The 22,748-nt window shown below is 46.8% G+C and carries 19 protein-coding genes and 1 pseudogene; 14 read left to right on the plus strand and 6 right to left on the minus strand.

The annotated features are described in order from the left end of the window. Positions 1 to 3: 3 nt before the first annotated feature. From queF to xni, 5 genes are all read left to right on the plus strand, one after another. Entirely contained in the window at positions 4 to 849 is an 846-nt protein-coding gene (queF, locus tag AC3CIC_RS12805) for an NADPH-dependent 7-cyano-7-deazaguanine reductase QueF (protein WP_488514796.1), read from the plus strand. A gap of 65 nt (positions 850 to 914) precedes the next feature. After that, on the plus strand, positions 915 to 3,188 hold the full coding sequence (locus AC3CIC_RS12810; RefSeq protein WP_488514797.1) for a GGDEF domain-containing protein: 2,274 nt from the start codon (positions 915 to 917) through the stop codon (positions 3,186 to 3,188). A 131-nt stretch (positions 3,189 to 3,319) separates the two neighbouring features. After that, positions 3,320 to 4,876, plus strand: coding sequence for a GGDEF domain-containing protein (locus AC3CIC_RS12815; RefSeq protein ID WP_488514798.1), 1,557 nt, complete (start codon positions 3,320 to 3,322; stop codon positions 4,874 to 4,876). A gap of 239 nt (positions 4,877 to 5,115) precedes the next feature. Continuing rightward, complete coding sequence (gene ppnN, locus AC3CIC_RS12820; protein ID WP_016959404.1) at positions 5,116 to 6,486, plus strand: nucleotide 5'-monophosphate nucleosidase PpnN; 1,371 nt, start codon at positions 5,116 to 5,118, stop codon at positions 6,484 to 6,486. An 80-nt stretch (positions 6,487 to 6,566) separates the two neighbouring features. Next, the gene (gene xni, locus AC3CIC_RS12825; RefSeq protein ID WP_488514799.1) at positions 6,567 to 7,340 is read left to right on the plus strand and encodes a flap endonuclease Xni; all 774 of its coding nucleotides are present in this window, start codon (positions 6,567 to 6,569) and stop codon (positions 7,338 to 7,340) included. Positions 7,341 to 7,473: 133 nt separating this feature from the next. Here the strand turns inward: xni and rlmM are convergent, their stop codons facing one another. The 4 genes from rlmM to AC3CIC_RS12845 all read right to left on the minus strand — a co-directional run bounded on the left by rlmM (position 7,474) and on the right by AC3CIC_RS12845 (position 10,506). Continuing rightward, positions 7,474 to 8,541, minus strand: coding sequence for a 23S rRNA (cytidine(2498)-2'-O)-methyltransferase RlmM (gene rlmM / locus AC3CIC_RS12830; protein WP_488514800.1), 1,068 nt, complete (start codon positions 8,539 to 8,541; stop codon positions 7,474 to 7,476). 68 nt (positions 8,542 to 8,609) lie between these two features. After that, positions 8,610 to 8,987, minus strand: a complete 378-nt coding sequence (locus AC3CIC_RS12835; RefSeq protein ID WP_488514801.1) for a DUF423 domain-containing protein — start codon at positions 8,985 to 8,987, stop codon at positions 8,610 to 8,612. After that, entirely contained in the window at positions 8,987 to 9,604 is a 618-nt protein-coding gene (locus AC3CIC_RS12840; RefSeq protein ID WP_488514802.1) for an alpha/beta fold hydrolase, read from the minus strand. The genes AC3CIC_RS12835 and AC3CIC_RS12840 overlap by 1 nt, the downstream gene beginning before the upstream one ends. Beyond that, complete coding sequence (locus AC3CIC_RS12845) at positions 9,601 to 10,506, minus strand: transcriptional regulator GcvA (RefSeq protein WP_016959399.1); 906 nt, start codon at positions 10,504 to 10,506, stop codon at positions 9,601 to 9,603. Before AC3CIC_RS12845 ends, AC3CIC_RS12840 begins: the two co-directional genes overlap by 4 nt. A gap of 406 nt (positions 10,507 to 10,912) precedes the next feature. Between AC3CIC_RS12845 and AC3CIC_RS12850 the strand changes: the two genes are divergently transcribed. The 6 genes and pseudogenes from AC3CIC_RS12850 (at position 10,913) to phaC (ending at position 17,409) form a co-directional block, all read left to right on the plus strand. Further along, positions 10,913 to 12,136, plus strand: a complete 1,224-nt coding sequence (locus tag AC3CIC_RS12850) for an aminotransferase class V-fold PLP-dependent enzyme (RefSeq protein ID WP_488514803.1) — start codon at positions 10,913 to 10,915, stop codon at positions 12,134 to 12,136. A gap of 15 nt (positions 12,137 to 12,151) precedes the next feature. After that, complete coding sequence (gene csdE, locus AC3CIC_RS12855; protein ID WP_488514804.1) at positions 12,152 to 12,574, plus strand: cysteine desulfurase sulfur acceptor subunit CsdE; 423 nt, start codon at positions 12,152 to 12,154, stop codon at positions 12,572 to 12,574. A gap of 551 nt (positions 12,575 to 13,125) precedes the next feature. After that, positions 13,126 to 13,865, plus strand: a pseudogene (locus AC3CIC_RS12860) (SDR family oxidoreductase). A gap of 50 nt (positions 13,866 to 13,915) precedes the next feature. Continuing rightward, positions 13,916 to 15,127, plus strand: coding sequence for an acetyl-CoA C-acetyltransferase (locus AC3CIC_RS12865; protein ID WP_017004488.1), 1,212 nt, complete (start codon positions 13,916 to 13,918; stop codon positions 15,125 to 15,127). A gap of 54 nt (positions 15,128 to 15,181) precedes the next feature. Next, the gene (locus tag AC3CIC_RS12870) at positions 15,182 to 15,529 is read left to right on the plus strand and encodes a phasin family protein (RefSeq protein ID WP_017007583.1); all 348 of its coding nucleotides are present in this window, start codon (positions 15,182 to 15,184) and stop codon (positions 15,527 to 15,529) included. 62 nt (positions 15,530 to 15,591) lie between these two features. Then, positions 15,592 to 17,409, plus strand: a complete 1,818-nt coding sequence (phaC, locus tag AC3CIC_RS12875; protein WP_394213176.1) for a class I poly(R)-hydroxyalkanoic acid synthase — start codon at positions 15,592 to 15,594, stop codon at positions 17,407 to 17,409. A gap of 77 nt (positions 17,410 to 17,486) precedes the next feature. On the opposite strand, the gene tcdA is transcribed toward phaC, so the two are convergent. Together tcdA and AC3CIC_RS12885 are read right to left on the minus strand one after the other, a co-directional pair. Then, on the minus strand, positions 17,487 to 18,296 hold the full coding sequence (gene tcdA / locus AC3CIC_RS12880; RefSeq protein ID WP_488514805.1) for a tRNA cyclic N6-threonylcarbamoyladenosine(37) synthase TcdA: 810 nt from the start codon (positions 18,294 to 18,296) through the stop codon (positions 17,487 to 17,489). A 100-nt stretch (positions 18,297 to 18,396) separates the two neighbouring features. Continuing rightward, a complete protein-coding gene (locus AC3CIC_RS12885; RefSeq protein ID WP_394213178.1) occupies positions 18,397 to 19,290 on the minus strand; it encodes a LysR family transcriptional regulator in 894 nt (297 codons plus the stop codon). Between the two features lie 137 nt (positions 19,291 to 19,427). On the opposite strand from AC3CIC_RS12885, the gene AC3CIC_RS12890 reads away from it, so the two are divergent. The 3 genes from AC3CIC_RS12890 (at position 19,428) to AC3CIC_RS12900 (ending at position 22,683) form a co-directional block, all read left to right on the plus strand. After that, entirely contained in the window at positions 19,428 to 20,747 is a 1,320-nt protein-coding gene (locus AC3CIC_RS12890; protein WP_488514806.1) for an aspartate aminotransferase family protein, read from the plus strand. 9 nt (positions 20,748 to 20,756) lie between these two features. Next, positions 20,757 to 21,590, plus strand: coding sequence for a beta-keto acid cleavage family enzyme (locus AC3CIC_RS12895; protein ID WP_016959389.1), 834 nt, complete (start codon positions 20,757 to 20,759; stop codon positions 21,588 to 21,590). Positions 21,591 to 21,714: 124 nt separating this feature from the next. Then, a complete protein-coding gene (locus AC3CIC_RS12900; RefSeq protein WP_488514807.1) occupies positions 21,715 to 22,683 on the plus strand; it encodes a TAXI family TRAP transporter solute-binding subunit in 969 nt (322 codons plus the stop codon). Positions 22,684 to 22,748 lie beyond the last annotated feature (65 nt).

Raw genomic sequence — 22,748 nt, forward strand, 5'->3', positions numbered from 1 at the left:
CGTATGAGCAAATATCAAGATGCAAAAGAACTTGCTGGCCTGACATTAGGACAGAAAACGGACTATCAGGAGCACTACGCCCCTGAACTGCTGCAACCCGTTCCGCGTAGCCTTAACCGCGATGACCTTAATTTGGGGGACTCGCTGCCTTTTACCGGCTACGACATTTGGACGCTCTACGAATTATCCTGGCTTAATACTAAAGGACTGCCTCAAGTGGTCATCGGTGAAGTGCGTCTTTCCGCCACCAGCCCGAACCTGATTGAATCCAAGTCATTCAAACTCTATTTAAACAGCTTCAATCAAACCCGTTTTGAAAACTGGCAAAAAGTCGTGGATACACTGGCTAAAGACTTGTCGGCCTGTGCGGGTGAAGATGTCGATGTCACCATCTTACCTCTCGATGAATTCAGCAATACGCCCGTTGTCGCGTTTGGCGGTGAGAACATCGATGATCAAGATATTGAGATTACTGGCTATGCCTTTGACTCGAGCATCCTCGAAGATGCAGCTGAAGGACCTATCGTCAGCGAAACCCTTAACAGCGATCTATTGAAATCAAACTGCCTGATCACCAATCAACCAGATTGGGGGTCAGTGCGCATTGCGTATAAAGGCCCGCGAATTAATCGCGAAAAACTACTGCGTTATATTGTGTCGTTTCGTCGTCATAATGAGTTTCATGAACAATGTGTCGAACGCATATTTACCGATCTCATGACGTACTGCCAGCCTGAGATGTTAACCGTCTATGCACGTTACACACGTCGTGGTGGTTTGGATATCAACCCATATCGTACTAACATGGGTAAAACGCCAAGCGAAAACAACCGACTCGCTCGTCAATAACCCTGAAGCAGGCTCAGTATCTCGTATCTGGGCCTGTATCTTCACTACCATAGACTCAGCCAATCATGCGATTTTTGACAACCGCACTGCTTTTCTTTTCGCTGCTAATAAGCGCTACTGTCAGCGCTAAGCTCAATTCAACGCCAATTCTGGCGGAAGCAGATGCTTTGCTACAAACCTCGCCAGAACAAGCCTTGCGGGTGACTGAACGCTATCTCATGCAACGCCGGTTGGCTGAAAGCACGAATCGCCCGCACAGCAACAATGATGCAGATCGCTCTATTCGCACTCCGCTAAACACCGTGCACGCTCACTTGATCGCCGCAAAGGCGCACGGTGCGCTTGGCCATCAAGAAGCGGCATGGGCAGAACTGGCAAAGGCAAAAGATGTCGCGAAAAGCAACCAATTAACGCGAGCATCATTAGAAGCAACACTGGCTGAAACCTCGCTGCTTTATTATCTCGACAATAACCCTGACGCCGCACAAGCCCTTGTTCAATCTCTGCTCGCCGAGCTATTAACATTGGACGACATGCAATCCAGCCGAATTGAACGCTTGAGATTTGAGGCCTCGTTACTCAATGCCATCATTATTACCGCACAAGAAGACGAGCAGCAGAGCATTGCGCAATTTAATGCTGCGCTCAAAGCGTTAGGTGAGACACCAGACTTAAAACACAAAGTGCGTTATCAAATCGCACTGGGTAATTATTTCCTCAGTATTAACTCTTACGAACGTGCATTATCGGAATTACTTAGCGCTTACTGGCAAGCCAGTGAAAATGATTTCGCGGTGCAAATCGCCAGTGCGAATATCTCGTTAACCAAACTGTATCAACAACAAGGTGTGCTTGATAAAGCACTTCAACATGCAAACCAAGCAGCGGAGTTCTACGAGCACTACGATTTGAAGCGCGGCTTATCCGAAACACAGACGCTTCTCGCCGCGATTTATAGCCAACAAGGCCGCTATAACTTTGCATTGGTGCATTACTTCAATGCCTTAGAGCTTGAAACCATGCTCTCTCGCACCGTGAACATCGCCGACATCAACGTGGCTATCGCCAACACATACCTCAAATTACAGAGCTATCCGCAAGCTGAAGAGTACGTCAATAACGCCATAGAGATTGCTGAACATGCCTCGCTTATCGAGGAGCTTTCCCAAGCGCTTCTTGTAAAAGGTGAACAAGCATTTCTTACCCTACAGACTGACATCGCCATAGAGGCCCTCAAACAAGCACTAAGTCATGCTGAAACCTTAAAAAACCGTCCTCTAATGCTTGAAAGCCTTGCGCGTTTATCACAAACCTGCTATGAGCAAAAAGACGACTTCGACAACGCACTGCACTTCCAACGTCATTATGATCAACTCAACAAGCGTGATGAGAAAAAACGCCAGATCAAAGAAGTTGAGTCGTTTAAGCACCGGCAGCGCGTTATTGAGCGTCAACTTCAGTTTGATGACATGCAGAAAAAGCATGCAGACGACACACAAACCATTGTTGAACAAAAGAAAATTAACCTATTTCTTTTGGGCAGCTTGAGCGTGTTGCTACTCGTATTAGTGTTGAGAAACCGTGCGGCAGGCATGCGATTAGAGCAATTGCAGGAGCTTCGAAAAGAACTTTATACTCACCCGCGAAGTGGCTTACGTAACTTGCGAATGCTCAACGACAGATTGTCGAATTCACTCGCCAAAAGCAGTGCACATTTTGAGCAATGGTATTTAGGTGAAATGATCCATGAACCACTAAGCGATAAACTCAGCTTTGCCATGTTCGAAGTGCCGTTTCTAAAAGTGGTTTATCTGCAACATGGCTACCACCAAGGTTTAGAGTTAGAACGAAAAATGGGAGATTACCTAAAATCACGTCTCCAGAAACCAGCACGTCTCTATCATTTTTCGGATGCCATGTTCATTTATATTGAGCCCAACGCCGAAACCCTGAATGCCCCCGAAAAATTGGCCACTAAAATTCAAATGTTGGTGGATGGCTTTATCCAAGAATCTGGACTTAACGACGTTGATAACCGTCTACGCGTAGGCATGGCCGACTACCCTTTCCTTCCTCGCGCCTTCACGTCAATCAACGACAAGGAGCTTATCGACATCCTGCTAATGGCAACCAGTGCCGCCCGTCAGGCCTGCAAAACCCAACACTCTAGCCAATGGGTTCATATCAGCGCAATTGACTCAACTCCCGCCGCTTGTTTCGCGAATAACAACGTTCGCCAAGCCTGTTTAGATGGCATAAGTACAGGGTTGCTTAAGGTCAAAACTTCAGCACATGGCGAGATTAACTGGCAGACGGTTCACGAATCTGACAAAAACTAACGCCAATTTATTGATAAAGCAGGCAATAAACCGTTATAGCTAGGCGTTGCGCGTGAGCGCTTGTTATTTATCAGCCCCAATAGTCAGTGCAAGTGCGCTCTAGACGGGGGTTTGGAGATATAGTCGTATTTATGTCCAACTTCTCGTCAGATGAAGACGTCATTACACTGAAAGAAAAGTTGCAGCACTCTCAGCTGGTATTCCGGGATTTAGCACTTAAATCCCGGCGCGAAGCGACGATCTTAAAAAGGCTCATTTCACGCCTTATCGCCGCCTCTCAAGCGCATGAAGACCCACAGCTCAACGAGCGGTTGTCTCAGATACGACGTGATATTGACAGTCAGGATGATGTCAGTAGATTGATCCCTCAACTTGCATTGGTAGAGCGAATGGTCAACAGACATAATCAGGCAACGGAGAAAGCCAAAGACGCACTGGAATGTCAATTTCAGCAAAGTGGTGAAACGCTCAAATGTTTACCAGGCCTCCCTGCGCAGTTAAAACGTGATCTCCGTAACTTACTGATTAACGCTGACAATCAACAACAAGATGGTCACCATAAAATGGTGGCACTGCTACAACTTTACGAACGTGCACTCAAATTGCTGTCTCTGCCTTCAAATGGGCTTTCTGCCAAAGATCTTCTGAACATCGATCGCATCCACCAACTTTGTACTGAACTACAACATCTCATCACCGAACTCGATTTTGACGGTGAAGTGGGCGACAAATTGCTGGATATTAGAAGTCGACTTCTACTGACTCCGGACTCACAAACCCTGCTTGAGCTAACGCTTGAATCTGTCCAACTCATTCTTGATGGCACCCGAAACGAGCGTAAAACTTCACAAGTATTTTTGTCCCAGGTCAACGAAGATTTATCGGCTCTTCAGCGTCACAATGGCCGCTCTATTGATAGCTCTCAAACCATTTCATCACAACGAAGTTCACTCAATGATGAGCTCGCTTCATCTGTAGAAACGATTCAATCTCAGCTTAGAGAGGCAGAGTCTCTCGAAACTCTGCGCCCTAAGATATCTCAGGTATCAGTAAACCTTGAATCATTGGTCGCGCGTAACAGAGAACTTGAAGAACGCGAGCAGCAACTGCTAGAACAGCTTCAGCATAACGAGCAGAAACTGGATGCCTTGTATCAGCAAACCATGGACTACCGCCGTCGTCTGGGCGATCAAGAGCGTAAACTGCTGTTAGACCCGCTCACTAAGGTCTATAACCGTGCGGCACTAGATGACCGCCTGGAGCACGAGTACCGCTGCTGGATTCGCTACGAAACACCATTCTGCCTTGCCATGATTGATATCGACCACTTTAAGAGTGTCAATGACCAGTACGGGCATCTAGTGGGTGATAAAGTTCTCAAGGTCGTCGCACGAACCATTCATCAGTGTTTACGTGACACCGACTTTATCGCGCGATTTGGTGGCGAAGAGTTCGTGGTGTTGCTGCCCGATGCAGACGAAGAAACCCGAAAAGCACTGCTTACTAAAGTACGTGAAACTGTCGCCAAACTGCCCTTTAAGTTCAAAGACAGCCGCTTGACGGTGACGGTTTCTATTGGTGCCAGTATGTTTAGAGAAAATGATAATACCGTCGAAGTGCTTGAGCGTGCTGACAATGCGCTATATAACGCTAAACACAACGGTCGCAACAAATTGGTGTGGGCATAATCCCCACTTTCACGATTTTTCGTTCCATTTAGCATCCCCTCAGCCAGCATTGGCGGCCCCTCATATCTCGATACATTTTTCTTTTATTGCACCAAACTGGCTAAACTTAATATCTATGTGTATGGTTAATTAACACACTGATTTTTATAGTATTGAAAATTGTAACCCTTTGATTGAGTTGGTGTAAAAAAACGCCTCTCAACGTTGTACAGTGTGTTTTCTTCGCACAGGAGGTGACTATGATCACTCATATCAGCCCAGTCGGGGCAATGGATCTACTCTCTCAACTTGAGGTCGACAGACTCAAAGACACAGCAAAGAGCGATTTGTATCGCCTCTACCGCAACTGCTCATTAGCGGTACTCAATTCGGGCAGCCATACCGATAGCTCGAAAGAATTGCTTGAGCAATACAAAACGTTCGACATCCGCGTCATGCGTCGTGAACGAGGGGTGAAGCTTGAATTGGTGAACCCACCCGATCATGCGTTTGTCGATGGGAAAATCATTCGGGGCATCCAAGAGCACATGTTTTCGGTGTTGCGCGATATCATTCACGTCAACGTGCAGCTCGAACATGCGAAGATATTTAATCTCACTAACTCAAACCACATTACCAATCTGATTTTCGATATTCTACGCAACGCAAAAGCAATGGTTCCGGGGCGCGATCCTAATCTTGTGGTCTGTTGGGGCGGACACTCCATCAACCCGATTGAATATCAATACACCCGTGAAGTTGGCCACGAGCTTGGCCTACGCGAACTCAATATTTGTACTGGCTGCGGCCCTGGTGCAATGGAAGGACCAATGAAAGGTGCTGCTATTGGCCATGCTAAGCAGCGTGTCACCGGCAGTCGTTTCTTGGGGTTAACCGAGCCTTCGATCATTGCCGCCGAGCCACCGAACCCCATCGTCAATGAACTGGTCATCATGCCTGATATCGAGAAACGCCTCGAAGCGTTTGTTCGTGTGGGGCATGCAATTGTCATTTTCCCCGGCGGCGCTGGTACGGCGGAAGAGCTACTCTACTTGCTGGGTATTTTAATGCATCCTGACAATGTTGATCAGCCTATGCCTGTCGTACTAACAGGACCAAAAGAAAGTGAAAGTTACTTCCGTGTCATTGATGAATTTGTTCGTGATGTTATTGGTGAAGAAGCCACTAAGTACTATCAAATTGTCGTCGGCGACCCAGCTAAAGCAGCTCGCATCATCAAGCAAGGTATGCCTGCGGTGAAAGAGCACCGTAAATCCACTGGCGATGCGTACTCGTTCAACTGGTCTCTAAAAATTGCACCGGAATTCCAGCTGCCTTTTGAACCCAACCATGAAAACATGGCGAACCTCGATCTGCACATGAATCAGCGTCCTGAATTGCTGGCATCCGCATTGCGTCAAGCCTTCTCTGGCATCGTCGCGGGTAATGTGAAAGAAGAGGGTATTCGTGAAATTGAACGTAACGGCCCATTTAAAATTAATGGTGATGCCGTCTTAATGAAGAAAATGGATAAGCTTCTACGCGGTTTTGTTGAGCAGCAACGTATGAAATTGCCCGGAACTGCTTATGTCCCTTGCTATGAGATAGTGCAAGGCAAAGGTAACGGATAGAAACGGTTAGCCTTTCATTTATCTCTCAAGCAATTAGAATGGCCCTATTGGGCCATTCTAATTTAGCGGACACACCATTCATGTCTATTCATCTCGTCATCATTGATGCAATGAATCTTATCCGACGCGTTCATGCCGCCCAACCGGATCCGAACGATATCGACGGCGCTGCGCTGGTCTGCTGCCGTGCACTGAAGAAAATCATCAAATCGTCCGAGCCTACGCACATGGTTGCGGTATTCGATCATGCAGAGCAAGACAGAGGTTGGCGTGCAGAGCTGATCCCTGAGTATAAGCAAGGGCGAAAACCCATGCCAGAGCCCCTTCACGATGGCTTAAACAAAATTCAGGATGCCTTCTGGGACATGGGTATTGACTCACTGCTCTCATCTGGTGATGAAGCAGACGACATGATTGCCACACTCGCGGTGAAAGTTGCGAGCAGAAAGGGACAAATCACAATTGTCTCGACCGACAAAGGCTATTGCCAGTTGCTCCAACCCACACTGCGTATTCGCGATTATTTTCAGCAGCGCTGGTTAGACAGTCCTTTTATTGAAAAGGAGTTCACCGTGCAGCCTCGCCAGCTTGTCGACTACTGGGGATTGGTTGGAATTAGCTCCAGCGGAGTGTCGGGTGTACCAGGTATTGGCCCGAAAACTGCGGCTACTTTGCTTCAGCGATATAACACGTTAGAGCAGTTGTTCGCCGCAGATGATATTGAGCCTAAATGGCAGAAGAAATTGGACGGGAATGAAGATTTAGCACAGCGCTGCAAACAAGTAGCGACGTTAAAAACCGATATTACGCTCGGCTTTAATCTTCAAGATATTCGCTACACACCTGACGCTTAATCCGCTTTTCACAACACAGTTTGTCATCGAACTAACATCACTCCGGTTAAGCATGAGTAAGTGTCACCGCGCATGAATAATGAAACGGCAGCCATTTGGCTGCCGTTTCATTGTGTGCTTTTTCGACGTCGCATCAGTCTAGTCGACGAAGGTGTACCGTCACTTCTTCACGATCGTGATACAGGTGCTTAGCTTGAATTTCAAACTTCACGCCGTTTTGAATCAAAAACTTTTTCAAGTTATCAATGTCTTCTTTCACTTGTTCGTAGCGTCGATTCATCGGCAGCTTCAAGTTGAAAATGGCCTCTTTGGCCCAACGTTCAATGATCCATTCACCCATTAATTGCGCAACGCGATACGGCTTTTCGATCATGTCACAAACCAGCCATGTTACGTTTTTACGTGGCGGCTCAAACTTGAACCCATCCGCAGCATGGTATTTAACCTGACCCGTTTCCATAAGACTTTCTGCCATCGCGCCATTGTCTACGGCATGGACGAACATAGAACGTTTCACTAATTGATACGTCCAGCCCCCCGGACACGCGCCCAGGTCAACCGCCCTCATCCCCGGAGCAATTCGCTCATCCCAGTCATTACGCGGGATAAATGCGTGAAATGCTTCTTCTAGTTTGAGCGTTGAACGACTTGGCGCATCAGCAGGGAATTTCAAACGATGAATTCCCATGAAATGTGGCGAGTTGTTGTTGCTCAGTGAATAACCCACATAGCAACAACCTGGTGCGGTAAAGTAGATATGTAGCGCAGGTTGCTTAAGGTTTTCTTTCGCCAGCAAAACACCGCGTTTACGCAATGCTTGACGAAGCGGAACCGTGAACTTACGGCAGAATTTAAGCAAGTCTTTACCTTGGTTAGTGTCCGGTGTTTCAACACGCAGATCACCACATTTTGGTAACTCACCACCTAACGCCAAGATCGGTGAAATACGGTCACCTGGATCGAGATCGGACAGTTGCTCAATAACAGCAAACATCTGACGTGCAAAAATGAGCGACTTCAGAGGAAGCGTTTGAAGCAATTTCTCTGCATCGCCTTGCTGATAGCATTCAAACAACACATAGCCTGCATTTTTCTCTACGCGAGGAAAGCCGTAAACGCCTGCAGCTGTCGCTTTGTCTTGAATCTCACCTGCACATTCTTTTTCAAAGCCTTGACGGCAATACAATAAAATCTGATTCACACGATGCCTTTAAATGCCGTGGTAAAAATAACGCGCAATTATACCTCAGAAAACGTGATTCAGCGCACCTAACTCGTTTGTCGCCATAACGACCACGCAGCCAGCCCCCAGCCAATCAATAAACTCATGCCGCCAATAGGCGTGACAGGCCACAGCCATCGCCAATCCATCAGTGCTAGACCATACAAACTTCCACTAAAACAAAGAATGCCCACCACGATAAAACCACCAGCAATAACCAGTAATCGCTGCGGTGCAACCTTCAACCAAAGACCCAATACGATAAGTGCCAGCGCATGCCAGAGCTGATACTGAACGCCCTTTTCAATAATTGAGAGCGCATAGGGCGTGATCTGTGATTTCAATCCATGCGCAGCAAAAGCCCCCAACGCCACAGCCATCGCAGCGAAAAGACAGCCAACGGCCGCAAATTTGTTCCCCTTCATCAACCAGCCCCCAATACAAATTCGGCAGTTTTATCTGCCGCCAATTGGCGGTTGCTCGCTTCAGTGTGTCCCGATACTTTACGCGGCTTCATGCTATGGTCGCCATCAGGCACGAAGATCACGGTCACTTTTTCGGATAGCGGATAGTTTTCGAGCTCTACACGGTTACCAAACGTATCGCGTTCCCCCTGCAAAATGAGCGTGGGTTTGGCGATTGTCGAGAGATGCTCACCTTTGTCCTTCTCGGGCTTACCGGGTGGGTGAAACGGAAAACCAAGACATACGATACCTTTAACATCATCCCGCTCGGCTAAATGGCTTGCCATACGCCCTCCCATCGACTTGCCCCCGATGAAAGTCTTGTCTGAACCAAAGACGTCAATGACTTCATTGAAAGCCTCCAGTAACTTTGGCGCTCTGTCTGGGGGACGTCGTTTCCCATCCTCTGCACGTTTAACCATATACGGGAAGTTGAATCTCACAACGCGAATGCCATGCTCAGCGATTTTTCCCGCCACATCCGCCATAAAGTCGTGGTTCATATCTGCGCCAGCACCATGGGCAAAAATAAAGGTCACGTCAGCGTGCTCTGGTCCATTAATGACGACATTGTTCATGCAGAAATACTCTCCTGTTCTGCCGCGGCTTTTGCTAAAACCCAATCACGGAATGCCGTAATTCTTCCTGAATCAGCATCTCTTTGCTGACTGACTAAATAAAAAGCATTTTTGCTCATCAGAAAATGTTCGAACGGACACACCAAGCGCCCAGATTCAAGCTCAGGTTGCGCGAGCACGTTATTACTCAAGGCGATCCCTTGCCCAAGCGCTGCAGCCTGCAACACCATTGCTGAATGGCTAAAAATGGGACCATAGTTAAGATTAATATCAGTAATCTGATAGTACTTTGCATAAGCTGTCCAATCTTTACGTGAACGGTCATGAAGCAAGGTGTGGTATTTGAGGTCTTCCAGCGTGTTCAACGGCTTTTCGCTATGAAACACAGCAGGGCTGCACACTGGCAAGAGAAACTCAGGGTATAACTCATCACAGCGCAAACCGGGCCAGTTTCCGCGACCATAGTAAATGGCGACATCGACATCATCAGTCAATGAGCCCTCTTCTAAATCAACGGCTTTAATCCGCACATCAATTTCAGGATGAGCCTGATTAAAATCCGATAAACGCGGCACTAGCCATTGAATGGCAAAGCTAGGCGGTAAACTGATCGTCAATGCCCCTTTCGCCCCGCGCTCTAATACTCTGTCAGTGGCATCCGCCAGTGACACAAAAATATCTTTAATATCGAGGAAGTAACTTTGCCCTTCCTCAGTGAGTAGCAAGGATCGATTACGGCGCCTAAATAGCTTTAAACCAAGAAACTCTTCTAATGCCTTTATCTGATGACTCACCGCAGCTTGGGTGACGAACAACTCTTCTGCTGCACGCGTGAAGCTTAAGTGCCGCGCTGCTGTTTCAAACACTCGAAGAGAATTAAGGGGTGGTAGACGTCTGGCCATTTCTCGCCCTCATGAATAAGTTTTTCTAATGTAGAACATTATAAAATGTCCATTGTTCAGTCACCAGAGAAAACCTATAGTTTGCGTGCGCCATGAGATAAACGTTCCCTACGTGCGTTTTATATTGTGGTTGCGATGTTGTGTTTGCATATTTCGGCCTCAGCCGAGTCTCGGTAGTCACATCTACCTTTGAATACATACCGTATTTTTACACCTTACTATGAAATAGTTTTTCATCGCACCGAGCATTTCACTCGGTGCTTTTTTTTTGCTCAAATTTCACTGGTGGCAATCAATCCATCTTATTGCTCAAGCAGAGAGCATCAAACACTTTCTCTTGAGTTAACGACATAGAAAAGCGATCATCAACACCCTGTATCCCATTCAATAACGTGACGCCCAGATAATGACAACTCGCCCTTTTAATGTTGAAGCCATCCGCTGCGATTTCCCATCGCTGGATCAGTGCGTTAATGGACAACCTCTGGTCTATCTTGACAGTGCTGCCACCTCACAAAAGCCGTTGTCTGTCATTAAATGCATCAGCGATTATTACTCTGGCGCTAACGCTAACGTTCACCGTGGCTCCCACTCTTTAACCGCATCGGCGACACAGCGCTTTGAATCGGCCAGACAAACGGTTGCTGATTTCATCGGTGCATCTGTCGACGGTATGGTTTGGACCCGCGGCGCAACCGAAGCGTTGAATCTCATCGCACAAAGCTACGCAAGACAAATACTCAAAGAAGGCGATGAGATCCTGATCAGTGAAATGGAACACCATGCCAATATTGTCCCGTGGCAAATCGTTGCAGAACAAACTGGCGCAAAAATCGTCAAATGGCCAATAGAACCCGTTCACTGCCAGCTTGATATGTCGGTGTTCGATTCACTGCTCAACCCTCGCACAAAATTAGTCGCAGTGGCCCATATCAGCAACGTAACGGGCACACGAAATCCCATAGAAGCCATCATAAAAAAGGCACACGGCCTCGGGGCAATCGTAGTGGTAGATGGTGCACAAGCTATCGTGCATGAGCGCATCAACGTCAAAGAAATGGACGCGGATTTCTATGTATTTTCCGGCCACAAATTGTTTGCCCCCGCAGGCATTGGTGCGCTTTATGGCAAACCCGCCATGTTGGAGGCAATGCCCCCCTGGCACGGCGGTGGGAAGATGGTGGAAAACGTCTCTTTTGAAGGGACGACCTATACAAGGTCTCCCGCCAAATTTGAAGCAGGTACGCCAAACGTCGCTGGGGCTCTAGCATTGGCTGAAGCCATTACGTGGTTAAATGGCGTCGATCGTGATGGCGCAGAAAAGCACATTGCATCACTTCAAGCGCAACTGGTTGATGGCATTAAAAATATTGAAGATCTGTCGATTATTGGCCTCCAAGCAGGAGCGAGCGTGGTGGCGTTCCATATCGATGGTGTACATCACTCTGATATTGCAACCTTGCTTGACCAACAGGGCATCGCCATACGCTCTGGACAACATTGCGCGCATCCCTTAATGGATGCACTTGGCATCAGCGGGTGTGTACGAATTTCTATCGCCTTATACAATACCTCTGATGATATTAAACACTGCATCACCGCCATTCAAAAAGCTTGTGATTTACTCTAAGAAATAATGATGACTATGACTACATTTCCAGCACACCCTTTTGGTACAGACATTACTGCTGCACATATCACTGAAAGAATGGAAAAATGCCGTAGCTGGGAAGACAAATATCGTCTAATTATTCAACTGGGTAAGCAACTACCTAATTTAGATGAACAGCTAAAGTCAGAAAGCATGCCAATCCCCGGCTGTGAAAGCAAAGTCTGGCTAGTTTGGAGAATTGAAAACAACCTCTATCATTTTGCCGCAGATTCCGATGCACGCATTGTAAAAGGTTTGTTAACAATAGTAGTAGCAGCCGTTGAAGGAAAAACCCGTGAAGATCTAGTGGCATTTAATTTTGAGGAGTACTTCGAAAAAATGAATTTATTAGATCATCTTAGCCCATCTCGAAACAACGGAGTTCGTGCAATAGTAGAGCAAATTCAGCGAATATAATGCCCAAGATCAACACAAATCCCTTCATCAATTCAAAACGTTAACTGACCACCTTACCGTACATTACACTTTTTAATGCTGAGACCTCAGTCAATAATCCCGACATTGAAGTTGCGTATTTCAGCTTTTATTCCTTTACTAAGTTTGCTTATTCTTTACTCGGCACACGCCATTATTGAAAATCTAAATAATTAGGTGTCTCTCTCATAAAAAATAAGCATTTTACCCAGATTAAAATCAAATAGATCCAACCGAAAACCAAGAGTTAACACCCCGTTAACTTTTGGTCGTTTATTGTGGATCTAGATCTTGTTTTGCTAATTCTCCCTCCATTCCTTTTGCCTTACTCAAAAGATTGTATATCTTTGAACTCAGTGGTCACAAAACCATCATAATAATAATTTAAAGTACTACCGAAATTAGTTGAGTTTCACTGGTTTCAACCCTTACGCGCTAATACTAGATAATTAACGGTGCCTGTATTTTTGGACTTCCAGATGCAGTTACAGGGGTCATGTTTCAATTGCTTGTTGTTAAGAATGGAGTCATCAATGAAGAAACTCGCGCTCATCACCGGATCAAAAGGTGGTATCGGCTCAGCGATCACAGAGAAACTGGTAAGTCAGGGCTATCGTGTTATTGCTACCTACTTCACCGGAAACCTGCAGTGTGCCGAACAATGGTTCGATGAGAAGAAATTCACATCTGACCAAGTGCGCCTTTTCGAACTAGACGTTACAAACACAGAAGAGTGTGCAGAACGTCTCCCGCTCTTGCTATCTGAAGAAGGCACTATCGACGTTGTGGTTAACAACGCGGGTATCACCCGAGATGGTCTTTTCAAAAAAATGGCAGCCGAAAACTGGCGCACAGTTATCGATACCAACCTGAACAGCCTGTTCAATGTTACTCAACCTCTTTTTGCTGCAATGTGTGAAAAAGGCGGTTGTCGCGTCGTCAACATCTCCTCAGTTAATGGACTGAAAGGTCAATTTGGTCAAACCAACTACTCTGCTGCGAAAGCCGGCATGATTGGTTTTACGAAAGCATTGGCAATGGAAGGTGCGAGATATGGCGTAACGGCAAACGTCGTGTCCCTGGCTACACAGCAACCCCAATGGTAGAAGCGATGCGAGAAGAAGTGCTCGAATCTATCAAAAGTGAGATTCCAATGAAGCGTCTGGCTCGTCCAGAAGAAATTGCGGAAGCAGTGGCATATCTTGCTAGTGATGCAGGTGCCTATATCACCGGGGAAACGCTGTCAGTCAATGGCGGTTTATACATGCACTAAGGTTCACGTATTCACTCGTTGTACGTGCTCTAAAAAAGGAAAGAGTTAACATGGAAAAAGTGTATATCGTTGCCGCCAAACGCACGGCGATTGGCGCATTCACTGGCTCACTGAAAGACACACCAGCAGGCCAACTTGCCGCCGTTGCTATCAAAGGCGCATTAGCAGCCGGTAATATCGCACCAGATGCTGTCAATGAAGTCATCCTTGGCAACGTTGTTAGCGCAGGTCAAGGCATGGGTATTGGTCGCCAAGCTGCTATCTTTGCTGGGCTGCCTGAAACAGTTCCCGCTTACGCCATTAACATGGTATGCGGAAGTGGCATGAAAGCTGTCATGGATGCTGTCGCTCACATCCGTTGTGGTGATGCCGAAGTGGTTGTCGCTGCTGGTGTAGAGAACATGTCTCAAATCCCATTTGCTGCATCGGGCTCTTTGCGCGGCGGCCAAAAAATGGGTGACATCGGTTTAAAAGATCTTCTTATCAACGATGGTCTGACTGATGTATTCAACCAATTCCACATGGGTGTAACAGCAGAGAATGTTGCAGAACTCGTCGGCCTAAGCCGCGAGCAACAAGATGCTTACGCTCAACAAAGCCAACAAAAAGCGGTTGCTGCGATTGAAGCGGGACGATTCAAAGATGAAATCGTACCGGTTGAAGTGAAGCAACGACGTCAAACTGTTTCTTTTGATACTGATGAATACCCTAAATCAGACTGCACGCAAGAAGGTCTGGCGAAATTGCGCCCGGCATTTAACCGTGAAGGTTCTGTCACTGCGGGTAATGCATCAGGTCTGAACGATGGTGCCAGCGCGGTAATTGTTGCCTCTGAAGCTGCAGTTAAACGCCTGGGATTGAAGCCATTAGCAGAAATTACCAGCTACGCGCAAGTTGGGTTAGATCCTAAAATAATGGGCTTAGGCCCAGTGGGTGCTGTAACCGAAGCTCTGAAAAAAGCAGAGCTCTCGATTTCCGATATGGATCTGTTTGAACTCAACGAAGCCTTTGCCGCTCAGGCCCTAGGTGTTGTCCACCAATTGGCTGACACACATAACGTAAGTCCAGAAGCGATTTTGGAAAAGGCAAACGTTAACGGTGGCGCAATTGCATTGGGTCACCCTCTCGGCGCATCAGGTAACCGTGTTTTGGTTTCCCTGATCCACGAGTTGGAAAAACGCGAAGGCACATACGGTGTTGCTTCGCTCTGTATCGGTGGCGGCATGGGGACGGCAGTGGTCGTCAAACGTGCTGACAGCTAAGACGGTTTAAACAAAACCCCCTTGGATCTAATTAATACACTCAGGAGATACACCATGTACACAGATATGTTCAAAACATTCTCAGAGCAAACTGAAAAAGCACTGGCACCTTACGTGAAATTCAACAAACTGCTGGCTAAAAATGTTGAAACCCTAACCGAGCTTCAGCTGACCGCTGTTCGCACATACGGCGACATGGGTTTGTCACAAGTTAAAGCCGCTAGCAGCGTTACCGATGTAACGTCTATGACTGCATTTGGTGGCCAGCAAATGGCAGCGATGACGAAACTCTCTCAGCAAATGATGGATGACAGCAACAAGCTGCAATCTATCGCCAAAGAGTTCAAAGAGGATCTCGAGCAACTGACTGCTGATAACGTGAAAGCAGCTACTCCAGCTTAAACTAGGTCGTCAACCCATCCTCTTTTCGAGGGTGGGTTGTTTCCGATCAAGAGGGTTTACACATGTATCAGAACTTCTTCTCGGACTACCTTGTAAAACTCCAAGAGAGTAACCAGAAATGGTGTAAGGATGTTGAGCAAGGCAAGGCAGCCGTAGATACCCCCTTAAATAAAGCGATGCAAGAGCAGAGCATGCAAGATACTGCAAAGCTTCTTGAGGGCGCTTCAAGTCAACCCGCCGCAATGCTGCAAATTCAAATGCAGTGGTGGGAACAGCAAATGCAAATTTGGCAAAACGTTGCACTAGAAGCCAACCAAACCAATATTGTATCGCCAGAAAAAGACGACAAACGATTCCAAGATGAAAGCTGGCAGGATGAAAAATTCTACAATTTCATCAAGCAATCATACCTATTATTTGGCCGCACCTATTTGGAAACAATCAACGCAGTTGAAGGCTTAGATGAGAAAGCGAAAGAGCGTCTGACGTTTTTCTCTCGCCAAGCGATTAACGCGATGTCACCTAGCAACTTCGTGGGCACAAACCCAGAATTGCTTAAGCTCACCTTAGAAAAAAAAGGTGAGAACTTGGTGAAAGGCCTTCAACAGCTCCAAGAAGATATCGAATCAAGCTCTGACATTTTAAAAGTACGCATGACCAATACCAATGCCTTCCGCATTGGTGAAGATGTGGCCAACACGCCGGGTGATGTCGTTTACAAAAATGAATTGTTTGAGCTCATTCAGTACCGCCCAATGACCGAAACAGTGAATGCAACGCCACTGTTAATCGTTCCGCCTTTTATCAACAAATACTACATTTTGGATCTTCGTGAGAAGAATTCAATGATGCGCTGGCTGGTAGAACAAGGCCACACCGTATTTATGATGTCTTGGCGCAACCCAGGTATTGAGCAGCGTGATGTTGAATTCGGAGATTACATCACCGAAGGTGTAGTGAAAGCCGTTAGCGCGATAGAAGACATCACCGGTCAGTCGCAAATCAACGCTGCTGGTTATTGCATTGGCGGTACAGTATTGGCATCGACCATAGCCTACTATTCGGCTAAGCGCATGAAGGCTCGCATCAAGTCAGCCTCATTTTTCACTACACTGCTCGATTTTGCGCAGCCTGGTGAAGTCGGCGCTTACATCAACGAAAGTTTAGTCAGTGCTATTGAGTTACAAAACAATTCTCGCGGATACATGGATGGTCGCTCTTTGAGTGTCACCTTCAGCTTACTTCGCGAAAACAGCCTGTACTGGAACTACTATGTCGACAACTACCTCAAGGGCAACAGCCCTGTCGATTTCGACCTCCTATACTGGAACAGCGACAGCACCAATGTCGCCGCAACAACACATAACTTTTTGCTGCGCGAGCTTTATCTCAACAATCGTCTGATTGAAGATAAAGGTGTCAAAGTGGGTGGAGTCTGGATTGATTTGAGTAAAATCAAAATCCCAACTTACTTTATCTCGGCAAAAGAAGACCATATTGCTCTGTGGCAAGGCACTTATCGTGGCGCGTTAAACATGAGCGGTAACAAAACTTTTGTACTCGGTGAATCTGGCCACATTGCAGGTATTGTGAATCACCCAGCAAAAGAAAAGTATGGTTTTTGGGTTAACGATGAACTGTGTGAATCAGCTGATGAGTGGTTTGATTCAGCGAAACACAACACAGGGTCGTGGTGGTTGCATTGGGATAAATGGTTAGAAGCTTACAGTCCGAAAGAGAAGGTCGAACCGTATCAAGCAGGTTCTGATAACTTCCCTGTTCTAACTGTTGCGCCGGGAGATTACGTGAAGCAGGTGTTGCCTGTTGCAGCGAAACCCGAGCCTCAAGCCAAAAAGCCGCGCTCCAAAGTAGAAGCATAAGCTAACGCTCGCTTAAAACCAAAAGGCCGCAATGCGGCTTTTTTTGTCTTTGGTGCACAGGGTATTTCAAGGCTTATTTATTCAGCCATTTTCTTTGCTGTTAGCTTGGCAATAATGCGTGAAACCGCCACAAAACCAAAAGTCGCTGTCACCATCGTTGCTGCGCCAAATCCACTGGCACAATCCATTCGCTTTGGCCCTTCAGCAGTCGCTTTAGTTTCACAAACACTGCCATCTGGCTGCGGGTACTTAAGCTGTTCTGTCGAGAACACGCAATCAATACCAAACTTTCGTCCTTTGGTCTTCGTGAAATTATGGAAACGACGTAAATTATTTCGCAATTTTGCTGCAAGCGGATCTTGTATGGTTTTCGTCAAATCTGCCACTTGGATTTGCGTCGGATCTATTTGACCACCTGCACCACCTACCGTGATAATTTTGATTTTATTACGCTTACAGTAAGCCAGAAGCGCAGTTTTTGGTTTAATGCTATCAATAGCATCAAGCACGTAATCAAAATCTTTAGTGATGTATTCTGGGATGTTTTCTTCGGAAATAAAATCATCAATCAGATTAACCTGACAATCTGGATTAATGGCACGAACACGCTCTGCCATCACCTCAATTTTACTCTGTCCGATTGTTCCTGCCATGGCATGGATCTGACGGTTGATGTTAGTCACACAGATATCATCCATATCAATCAACGTCAGTGCACCAATGCCACTGCGCACCAGCGCTTCCACCGCCCATGAGCCGACACCACCAATCCCAATCACACAAACGTGAGATTGCCTTAAAATCTCAAGCTCGGTCACGCCATATAAACGGCGTGTGCCACCAAAGCGTTGCTGGTAGCTTTCTGATGCTGGTGATGTTGTGGTCATACTAAATCGCTCAGTGTTTGGGTGGTGATTATAAAGTGCGGTTTATACGCGTTTGACGCCAAAATGTCCATGCTATCTGGGAGCGTGTCCCTATTGTTGATTAGCTAATGGGGCGAATAATTTCTTGCTTAAACCAATCGATGACTTGCTTCACTGGACCAAGCCTTCGCTTGTACCCATGGCTAAACAAAAAATAGCCATAGGGGCTATCAAATCGCAACGACAATGGATTAATCACCACCCCCTGCTTCAAGTAATCTCGCACTAAAAAACCAGGGATCAACGCCATTCCCTGTTGATATCTGACTGCTTCCAATGCCATGTAGAAATGTTCAAACCCTGTACCATAAATTGGCCCAGTTGGCGCAACAGCATGGTGGTGCCAGAACTGATTCCATATCTGAGGGCGAGTAATATGACTGATAGAAGGGAGCGATAAGAGATCAGTAATCTCCATTACATCTTGCGACATTTGGTCAGGATGAATCACTAACCTCAACTTTTCGCGAATGAGCAACTCAGCATCTTCTTCTTGGGTTGAAAGCGGTAAACAATGAATTGCAATATCACTTTGATAAAGATTCTGAGCATCAGACGTCACACTTGCTTTTACGGTAAGTTCGATGTTGGGATTCTGTGCGCGAAAAGCCGTCAGTCTGGGAATTAACCACATACTGGCCAATGAAGGAGGTACGGATATTTCAACATGGCTTTTGGTCTCCGATGATTGCATCACTGTTGACGTAGCATGCTGCAAATTTTCCAACGCTTCGACAACGGAAGGTAAATAACGACGACCCGCTTCTGTCAGCTCAACGCGGCCACCACTTCGCTCGAACAATGAGCACCCCATTAACTCTTCCAAATGACTTATCTGCTTGCTGATCGCGCTTTGCGTCAGATTAAGTCGCTTTGCCGCCTTCGAAAAACTCAAAGTTTGTGCAACCACTGTAAAGGTGCGCAAGGTTTTCATGGGCGGAATTGGCATCGTCATTTTGATTTCTCTCGGCCTAGCTATGAATTTTTAGCATACCCTCTGAATTTATATCGTTTGCCGTACAATTTCCAACCCGCTAATACTGAAGTGAGTAAACGGCTCAACTTCATCTAAAATGCGGCGAAATAAACACAATGACTCACATACTGCAACGGCACTGTCACTCAAACCCTCCTTTAGTTTCTGGCGGGGAGGGAGTATTTCTTCTTGATGCTAACGGAAAACAATATCTCGATGGCTGCGGAGGTGCGGCAGTCTCTTGCCTCGGGCACAGCCATCAAGGCGTATTAAATGCCATCCAGCACCAACTGCACACCATTCCATATGCTCATACTGGATTTTTTAGCTCTCCGGTTGCAGAACAGCTGGCTGAACGATTAGCTGACAAAGCGCCTGGTCCGCTAAACCACGTGTACTTCGTGAGTGGAGGGTCGGAGGCGGTAGAGTCGGCCCTCAAAATGGCGCGACAATATTTTATTGAAAAAGGCGAGATGTCTCGCACTCGTTTTATCGCAAGACGTCAGAGCTATCATGGCAATACGCTAGGGGCGCTAGGCGTAGGTGGGAACATGTGGCGAAAAGAGCCCTTCGCACCACTGCTACAAAACGGTGAGCTTATCGCGCCTTGTTACGCCTATCGTGATAAAAAAGAGGATGAAACCCATTTCGAATATGGACAACGTGTCGCCAACGAACTCGAGGAAAGGTTGTTAGCTGTCGGGCCTGAAACCGTGATCGCATTTGTAGCAGAACCCGTCGTCGGTGCAACGGCAGGTGCTTTGGTCGCTGAAAAAGGTTACTTCAAAAGGATTCGAGAGATCTGCGACAAATATGGCGTACTTTTGATCCTTGACGAAGTGATGTGCGGGTGTGGTCGTACGGGCACCTACTATGCATATGAACAAGAAGATATTATTCCTGATCTCGTGACGCTAGCAAAAGGGTTGGCTGCAGGTTATCAACCCATTGGTGCCGTTATGATCCACCGCAAAATCTACGACGCCATCTCGCAGGGCTCGGGATACTTTCAACATGGACACACCTTCATGGCTCATCCTTTGGCCTGTGCAGCAGCCTGCGCTACCTTGGATGCGTTAGAATCAGGGACGCTGGCAGAAGTGACCGAAAAGGGTCAATACTTAGTCAAACAGTTACAGCAAAAATTAGGAACGCACCCATTTGTCGGTGATATTCGAGGGCGGGGCTTGTTCCTTGGTCTAGAGCTGGTGCAAGACAGAGTCAGCAAAAGCCCCTTTTCTCCAGAACGTTCTCTCCACCAGCAGGTGAAGAAAATAGCAATGGAACAAGGATTAATGTGCTATCCCATGGCTGGCACACTGGATGGCATTAACGGACATCACATTCTCTTGGCGCCTCCCTTCATTATTTCCGAGCAAGAAATGGACGAACTGGTACGCCGACTCTGCACCACCATGGACAATGTCTTCGCATAAGGATATATCGTGCAAACAGGAAGAACGATTATTGTCGCGCCAAACGGGGCGCGACGGGGCAAGGATGCACACAGCCAACTCCCCCTAACTGTTGATGAAATGAGCACATGTTTAGCGCAATGCGCTGATGCCGGCGCCGCCATGGCGCACATGCACGTGCGAGACGCACATGGAAAGCATTCATTAGATGTGGGGCTGAACCGTGAGTGGTTAACAGAAATACGGGCGCGTTTTGATTCCCGGCTAGTTATCCAACAGACCACCGAGGCAATAGGCCAGTATCAACCTAGCGAACAAATGGCATTGGTCAGAGGCACAGATCCCGAAGCTGTCTCTCTTGCTCTTCGAGAACTCCGCCCGAATGCGAGCTTTGAAAAAGAAGCCAGCCGCTTCTTTTTTGAACTGGCCGAACGACAAATCTATGTGCAATACATTTTGTATGATGCTGCGGATTTATCCCTTTACTTTCAGATGGTTAATGACAAGGTTTTGCCAAATGTCGGACATCACCTACTATTGGTACTAGGAAAGTACAAAAAAGACATGTTGTCAGCCCCTCGTGATCTGCTCGATTTTGACATTAAACGTTTGTCTGATGAGGGTATTTCATGGGCAACATGTGCATTTGGACAGAATGAGCATCAATGCTTAAGTGCAGCAATGTCATTGAGTGGCGATGTTCGGGTCGGATTTGAAAATAATCTAATGAATTTAATAGGACAGTATGCGGATAACAATGCAGAGCTTGTCCAGCAAATCACGGTTTTGTCTCAAAACATGGGTTTATATATCAACTCTGTGGAAGATTTAAGGAAAAATATCTTTCGTAGCTTTGAATCGTGAGGTATATCTCTTGCGATCTAAAATGCAACTGTCAGATAATTTAATCTTACAGCGGAGTTACAGTTTTACAACAAGCGGACTCGCACCGCGATAGCAATCACATCGTAGACAAGGAAAATAAAGCATGAAAGCGTTAAAACCAACACTGGCCGCAATGAGCTTTGCAGCTGCTTTAACCGCCGTGCCTGCACAGGCTAACCAGTTTGTAACAATCGGGACTGGCGGTGTCACTGGTGTGTACTACCCAACTGGTGGTGCAATTTGTCGTCTGGTCAACAAATCGAAAAAAGAGCACGGCATCCGTTGTTCAGTTGAATCAACTGGCGGTTCAATCTACAACATCAATACCATTCGTGCTGGCGAGCTTGACATGGGTATCGCCCAATCAGATTGGCAGTTCCATGCTTACAACGGTAGCAGCAAATTCACTGAACAAGGTCCATACAAAAACCTTCGTGCCGTGTTCTCTGTTCACCCAGAACCGTTCACAGTGGTTGCACGCGCTGACTCGGGCATCAAAACGTTTGATGACTTGAAGGGCAAACGTGTAAACATCGGTAACCCAGGTTCAGGTCAGCGCGGTACTATCGAAGTGCTGATGACCGAAATGGGTTGGACAATGGATGACTTTAAACAAGTTTCCGAGTTGAAAGCGGCAGAGCAATCTAAAGCGCTTTGTGATAACAAAATCGATGCCATGGTTTACACCGTGGGTCACCCAAGTGGCGCAATCCAAGAAGCAACCACTGCATGTGACAGCGTCATCGTAGAAGTAAACAATACGGCTGCTCAGAAGTTGGTTAGCGATAACGATTACTACCGTTCGGCGACTATTCCTGGCGGCATGTACCGCGGTAACGACGCTGACACAGCAACCTTTGGTGTAGGTGCGACCTTCGTTTCTTCTACTGAAGTACCAGAAGAAGTTATCTACCACGTAACGAAAGCTGTGTTCGAGAACTTTGATGATTTCCGTCGTCTGCACCCAGCGTTCGCAAACCTTAAAAAAGAAGAAATGATTGCAGATGGCCTGTCTGCACCTCTTCACCCTGGCGCAGCAAAGTACTACAAAGAAGCAGGTCTGCTTAAATAAGACGGCTTACACGATCAAAAAAGGCGGGAGTATAAAATACTCCCGCCTTTTTTATTGCTTACGCC

Source organism: Enterovibrio sp. QJM3NY_24 (genome assembly GCF_057786035.1).